This is a genomic window from Collimonas silvisoli (genome assembly GCF_018305005.1).
In the GTDB taxonomy this organism is placed as follows: domain Bacteria; phylum Pseudomonadota; class Gammaproteobacteria; order Burkholderiales; family Burkholderiaceae_D; genus Collimonas; species Collimonas silvisoli.
The window spans coordinates 1-5713 of record NZ_JAGQEG010000160.1 but is presented as its reverse complement, the minus strand read 5'-3'; the positions used below and the strand labels follow the sequence as shown (position 1 = coordinate 5713).

At 50.7% G+C, this 5713-nt stretch carries 7 protein-coding genes and 1 pseudogene; 6 read left to right on the top strand and 2 right to left on the bottom strand.

Annotated elements, in window-relative coordinates; all coding sequences use genetic code 11:
• The 6 genes from KHU33_RS24980 to KHU33_RS24955 form a co-directional block, all read left to right on the top strand.
• Positions 1 to 344 (top strand): hypothetical protein (locus KHU33_RS24980; RefSeq protein ID WP_211468071.1); only part of this gene is annotated, 344 nt, incomplete at its 5' end.
• Between the two features lie 29 nt (positions 345 to 373).
• A complete protein-coding gene (locus KHU33_RS24975) occupies positions 374 to 1399 on the top strand; it encodes a phosphoribosylaminoimidazolesuccinocarboxamide synthase (protein WP_211468069.1) in 1026 nt (341 codons plus the stop codon).
• Entirely contained in the window at positions 1380 to 1688 is a 309-nt protein-coding gene (locus KHU33_RS24970; protein ID WP_211468067.1) for a hypothetical protein, read from the top strand. Before KHU33_RS24975 ends, KHU33_RS24970 begins: the two co-directional genes overlap by 20 nt.
• Positions 1685 to 2212 (top strand): hypothetical protein, encoded by a 528-nt coding sequence (locus tag KHU33_RS24965; RefSeq protein WP_211468065.1) that lies wholly within the window; start codon positions 1685 to 1687, stop codon positions 2210 to 2212. The genes KHU33_RS24970 and KHU33_RS24965 overlap by 4 nt, the downstream gene beginning before the upstream one ends.
• Positions 2213 to 2695: 483 nt before the next feature.
• Positions 2696 to 3070, top strand: a complete 375-nt coding sequence (locus tag KHU33_RS24960; RefSeq protein ID WP_211468063.1) for a hypothetical protein — start codon at positions 2696 to 2698, stop codon at positions 3068 to 3070.
• Positions 3006 to 3383, top strand: a complete 378-nt coding sequence (locus KHU33_RS24955) for a hypothetical protein (RefSeq protein WP_211468061.1) — start codon at positions 3006 to 3008, stop codon at positions 3381 to 3383. The genes KHU33_RS24960 and KHU33_RS24955 overlap by 65 nt, the downstream gene beginning before the upstream one ends.
• 105 nt (positions 3384 to 3488) lie before the next feature.
• On the opposite strand, the gene KHU33_RS24950 is transcribed toward KHU33_RS24955, so the two are convergent.
• Together KHU33_RS24950 and KHU33_RS24945 are read right to left on the bottom strand one after the other, a co-directional pair.
• On the bottom strand, positions 3489 to 4562 hold the full coding sequence (locus tag KHU33_RS24950; RefSeq protein ID WP_211468059.1) for a YagK/YfjJ domain-containing protein: 1074 nt from the start codon (positions 4560 to 4562) through the stop codon (positions 3489 to 3491).
• 733 nt (positions 4563 to 5295) lie between these two features.
• Positions 5296 to 5713: pseudogene (locus tag KHU33_RS24945) on the bottom strand (hypothetical protein); the annotation flags it as partial.

The window sequence follows — 5713 nt, the reverse complement described above, 5'->3', positions numbered from 1 at the left end:
GAAACATGAGTTTTGGCCTCATCAGACAACGCCAACAGTTGGGGATGATCGCTGCGGCGTTAGTGCAACCGTCCCAGGGAGGCGAAGATGACCGCCGAAACCTGCACGAATATTTCGTCAAGATTCCCGCAAATATTGTCAAAGGAACGTTCGGTGCGACCGGAATTCGAATGTCTAAAGAGTCGGCCCAATCCTGGCTGCTCGCCCAGTGCGATTTCGACACGGCGACCCAACAAAAGCAAGTTGTGGCCGGCTACCCCGGATCGGCATTGGCCGAAGCTGCCGTTGCGACGGGAGCAGCGCTGCGCGCTCTTAACGATAAATTTAAAATTGTCATTATCTGAGGTATCGCCAATCAACTAGGAGCCGCGTCATGGTAACTAAGTCTTTTCCCGATGCAGTTGAACTGTTGCTCGATCAGTGTGCCGACCTTGAGCTGGTGGTTACAGTTGAATGTGTCAATGATGAACAGATTGTGGTGCTCGGGCCTGCTGGGGAGCGTATCTCGGTCGATCTCAGCAATGGCAAGCTCTCGATGATTGAACAAGTGCTGCGGGGAATTCGAATCGACTTCGATTCCTTGCCAGTACTGGTACAAGGTGAAAGCAAGGATATCCGCCTGCTTACCCCTGCAATATCGGTCGCCCGGTTAATCCCCAGTGTGTATTCGTTTACTGAGAACCGTTATGGACAAGTACCTGGGACTGAGCTCATCCGTGCACGTTTCAGCGCCGATCTGTTTCGAACCTTGGACTGCATGCCCGGTGCGCGTCATGTGTCCACTGCGTTCCTGGGTTTAATCGAATCTGTGAAGGGACCATTGCTTGCCGAGCGTGTTGTCCAACCCAGCAATATCGAAATCCGGGTCAAGCGCTACCACATAGGCTCGCCATTGCATCGGTACCGCTATACAGACCGCTACCCTACCGCGCGGAATGGCCAGCCCCTCAAGCGCTGGTCGCGCTTTGAAACGCCGATAGTCTGCTTCGACTGGCGTCATCCGATGACGGACCTGGACGGCAACCGCCTCGCGGATGAGCCCATTTCGGACGACTACGCAAGCGTATGGCTCGACAATCCTGCTCGAGCAAAACAACTTGCGAGCGATACTTTCCTTTGGATTGAGGACTTGTTCGCGCGAAATGGATTGCTTTTGATCGACATTTGTTTCTTCATCGATCAGACTGGATCGGTCATTTTCGGTGAGATCAGCCCGGATTGCATGAGGGTTCGAAGCCAGGCGGCAGACGAATCCGAAGCCTTTGACAAAGACAAATGGCGGTCCGGCGGAGAGCCGCAAGAGGTGCTCACTCGCTACGGATCTCTGTATAACCTAGTGTTCGATTCTGCAGTACAAACCAGCAATAAGGAGGCTCGTCATGGAACCACTGACAATTAAGAACCGCCGCACCAAGATCTCTTCCGGCGGGGTCATTACACTTCCGGTTTCGGCCAGGAAGACTTTGCAAATGTCCCTGGGAGTCGGGACACGCGTCACCGTCGCCATTGAAGACGGCGCGGTCGCGATCAAACCAGCTGGAGGTTCAGGTGGTTACCGCGTCTCGCCAAAAGGGCTGATTGAACTGCGTGGCGACGCACGGGAGATTCTGGAAAGTGGCGTCGCTCGGCACTACTGGCTAGAACTTCATGACAACAAAAACCTTGTCCTGCTCCATCCGTATAAATGATGCGAAACCGCATTGTTGGTCTCGATGGCCACGACGGTGCCGGCAAGACGACACTTGCAAAACTGCTTGCGCAGCGATTGCACGGGCGGTATATCCGGACGTTTGATGGTCAATGGGGGGCGGACCTCATGCGCGCGCATGAGCAACTGAACCACAACCGAACCATCGAGATAGGTATGGCGGCAATTCAGGCAGCCGTCACTCGCGCAAGTCCGGATGAAATCATTGTCCTTGATCGCTCGTGGATGACCGTTTGCTCACTGGTTCCCCCTGATTTCTTCGAACAGCATTGGTCGTTTTGGGTACCAACGATATTGTGCTGGTCCGATTTGCCGACAACGCTGGCGCGCCTTGAGTCACGCGACGATGAAGCCAAGGAAAGTCAGGACTACCATCGGCACTTTCTTTCCAGCTATTGGGACTGTGCACGACGTGGTGATTGTCCGATACTCAGGACGGATCAGCGATCGACGGAAGAGAACCTTATCGCCCTAGAGGTATTGGCTACTTCGCTCACGACCTGATCGTTTGTGCTGGAATCGCTCTTTCTACCGTGTTCGCAGCGCTCTGGCGCGGGCTGATGGCGGCGTCATTAACAGTCCGAGCGTGTGGACAGTGCGCGATCGTGGACGGGATAGAAGGCCGGCTTGAGCGATCTACAAGAACTTTAACTCCATTGGACAACACGATATAGGCAGCTACACCTATGACAACTCCTGACCTCCTGTACAAGCACCAGTCGATGACAGCCTATTCGTTGGCATCCTTAACCAATAGCACCATCTGGCTCAAGTTCGCTATGAAGACGACATACCAAGTCTAAATGCTATACAACTCCTCGCCACTGCACGTCCGATTAAGGAACAGAAGCCAACTTATCCTGCATGCAGACGACCAAGCACGCCGGCAAAGATGAAAACTGACCACGGCAATACGCTTCAACTGCACATATGTGAAATTTCTTCAAGAGTACGCAGACCACCCTACTCACGCTAATAAGGACTTGCATGAAAATTCCATCGACGACCAACGGATATGAACAGCGCTTTTGCGCCTTTATCGATTTCTTGGGCTTTTCAGCTGCAATAGCAAATGGCACATGGACACCCGATGAGATCGTGTCGGCAATGAAGAAGGCTGGCAAGGTATCCGGTGGTGAAGAGGATCTGATACGCGTAACACAATTCTCCGACTCCCTCATTTTGTCGGCACCGGTTACCGATCCATGGGCGCTGTACTCCATCGCATCGACCGCTTTCTTTCTCACTATCGAATTGGCCGCCCACGGGATTTTACTACGGGGTGGCATCACGAAAGGTGATGCTCTATCATCAAGACACCCTGGCATTCGGTCCAGCCTTTATTCACGCCTACCGTCTTGAGCAGGCCGCCAATACACCGCGAATCATAGTAGATGCGAATATTGTGGAGCATGGCCCTTGGCCAGATACGATGGACGAGACGGACATTGATCAGCTATTGAATATCAGCATCCCCCAAGACACAGATGGATGGAGGTATGTAGACTATCTTTCGCAAAAACATGTCGGCGAGTTCGATGACGGAAATGATGGCCTTGAGCGACACTATTCAACGCTTGAAAGTTTGGTCCAGAAGTATAAAAACTCTACTGATCCAAGTATCCGCACAAAGTATGGCTGGCTCGCTGCCAAGCTCAAACAGGTCGGCAGATAAGCCTGCGTCCCTTCGGATCAAGTAAAGCACCTCGTCAGCATTTGAGGATGCACCAACACTGACGTAGGAGGCCAGCATGTTAGCCAACCTCCGACGTACTCCATCTTAATTTGGCAGCTTACGTGGACGCCCTGCGTTACTGCGACGGACACCAGGTATCTCACCGCGACCAAACACACGGCGGCGGCTTGACACCTTCTTCCGCAAATACTGGTCCTTTTTCGTCAGATATTTCACCACTCTCAGCAAGTTAGCGCGCAGCTCCTCATCGTCATGGTTGATCATGCCGATACCCAAGTATTTGTATTTACTTTTGTCTGCATTGCAATTGTGGAACGTGCCACGACCAGCAGTGATACGCTCCACCCAGTATTTACCGATCAGATCGGCCAGGTAAGGATCATGCCAAACCTTCGAACCTTTGAAGAACAAGATGCAGTGGAAATGGTGGCCTTTTTCAACACCGCTCTCCAGCTTCCAGATGTGGCCTACAAGCGCATCGAAAAGCTTGTTGCTGCGCGTGTTGTTAAACAAGCGATCAAGGTCCTTACGGGCTTCTACAAGGCCGCTGTCAGGCAGATACTTCTTCATGTAGCCAAAGTCAATCCGCAATACCAACAAACGAGACCCACCGGGCTGAGAAAACAGCTTATCGATGTAGTCTTTTGCACTTTCGAAATTACGGACTGATTTATATGCACGATCATAGATGCGGCGCTTCACCGCTTCAGATCGGCCTGTCTTACGAATATAAGCAACAAACTCGTTGCCACGCTCGCCTAAGCGCTTGTCTGGTGCGACTACGGACATGGCATTCGGATTATTAAAGTTTTCCTCGACCATATCAAAGCGCTGGTAGGCTTCAAAGAAGATCGTGACATATTCGCTAAACTCGTAGTCGTGATTGAACTCCCCGATGTAGGCGTTAAACGACTTAAAGTCCTTCGCCAATGGCAACGCTTCGAAGACAGAGTTACCCTTGCGGTCCCTGGTCAGCCCGAAAGCGTCATCATCGCTATCGACGATACTTTCAACAAAACGCTCAATGGGATATAGGAACCCCTCATAGCGATCGCCAAAGACGATCAAAGGCTTACCGTCACGTTCGGTATGGTAGACGTTGAAGTCCTGGTCAATCTGCTGATACAGCTCTTTTACATCTGAATTATCGGTGCTCACAATTACCTCGTTTATTTGTTAGGTCTTTTCTCTAGCTGAACTGGGACGACTGCAACGTCTCAGACCAGTGCTTCTGCATACCAAATGCCTATCGAATATTTATTTGCCTGATACCTACCTGCTCCTCTGGTAGACGTGTTTGAGCCGTTTAGCTCAAACACTTAGATTTCATCAGCTTTTACAATCTTCTTATTGACAGATATAAGTTCTTAATACCCCTATTAATTAGGTATAAATTATTTCTTCTTAATAACATTAAAAACCAAAATTCAACTCACCAAAAGAACGCGGATGAGCCGCACTTATTTTTTAATTTCTATTGCGCAGATGCTGCTCATGCAAAAACAAAACATACGGAGTTACGCCACTAAATCGCAAAAAAATACTACTGTTGAACCCACCTACAACAACGCTTCAAAAATGCCGCATATAGTCCAAGTCAATCCAAATCGACCTCTTCCGGATAACTTGTTCCTTGGCCAGATAGCTTGTGTTAACTCTGCTCAACTTGTATTGACATCCACCTCACTTTCTTCAAGATTAGGCACCGTCCTTCTCTGCCTGGCCGCATCACGAGGACGACCTCGTGACACGACCGGGCATATAACCGGCAACAGGATTAGCCAACAACGAAAGCGTCTTTAGAGACCTTGGCCAACCTTTCCTTGATCAAATCCAAAACGGTAGGACCACGAACGCCCGCACCGTCCACTTCCTCGATGGCTGGCGCCACCTAATCATCTGAGTCATCCGGATCATCTTGATAAACCGGATATCCAGGGTCATCAGGATCTGGTAGCTCTCGGGGATCGTCCGGATCATCAGGATCTGGTAGCTCACCCACATCGTTGAACTCAACCGAGACAACTGGCAGTGATGCAGGTGCATCAATTAAGTCATTACGATCCGTCAAATCAATCAACTCAACCGAACCAACCTGTGCTGGGACCGTTGGTGCAGTTGTTCCAGTTGGCACAGACACAAGGTGAGACGCAGCCGCAGCAAACGATGTGAGCACTGACAAATTACCGCTAGATGGCGATGTCGACTCCCACGACGGAGCTATAGAAGAAACTGGCAAGGACCAAACAAATGGACTTGCCTGCCCCCCTCCAGACTGTTTGTGATGCTGCACGCCAAGCTGCTGTTTG

What these genes read in the sequence shown, in the direction of transcription:
- KHU33_RS24975 (WP_211468069.1), top strand. Translation starts at nt 374, where the DNA reads ATGGTAACTAAGTCTTTTCCCGATGCAGTTGAACTGTTGCTCGATCAG.
- KHU33_RS24965 (WP_211468065.1), top strand. Translation starts at nt 1,685, where the DNA reads ATGATGCGAAACCGCATTGTTGGTCTCGATGGCCACGACGGTGCCGGC.
- KHU33_RS24960 (WP_211468063.1), top strand. Translation starts at nt 2,696, where the DNA reads ATGAAAATTCCATCGACGACCAACGGATATGAACAGCGCTTTTGCGCC.
- KHU33_RS24970 (WP_211468067.1), top strand. Translation starts at nt 1,380, where the DNA reads ATGGAACCACTGACAATTAAGAACCGCCGCACCAAGATCTCTTCCGGC.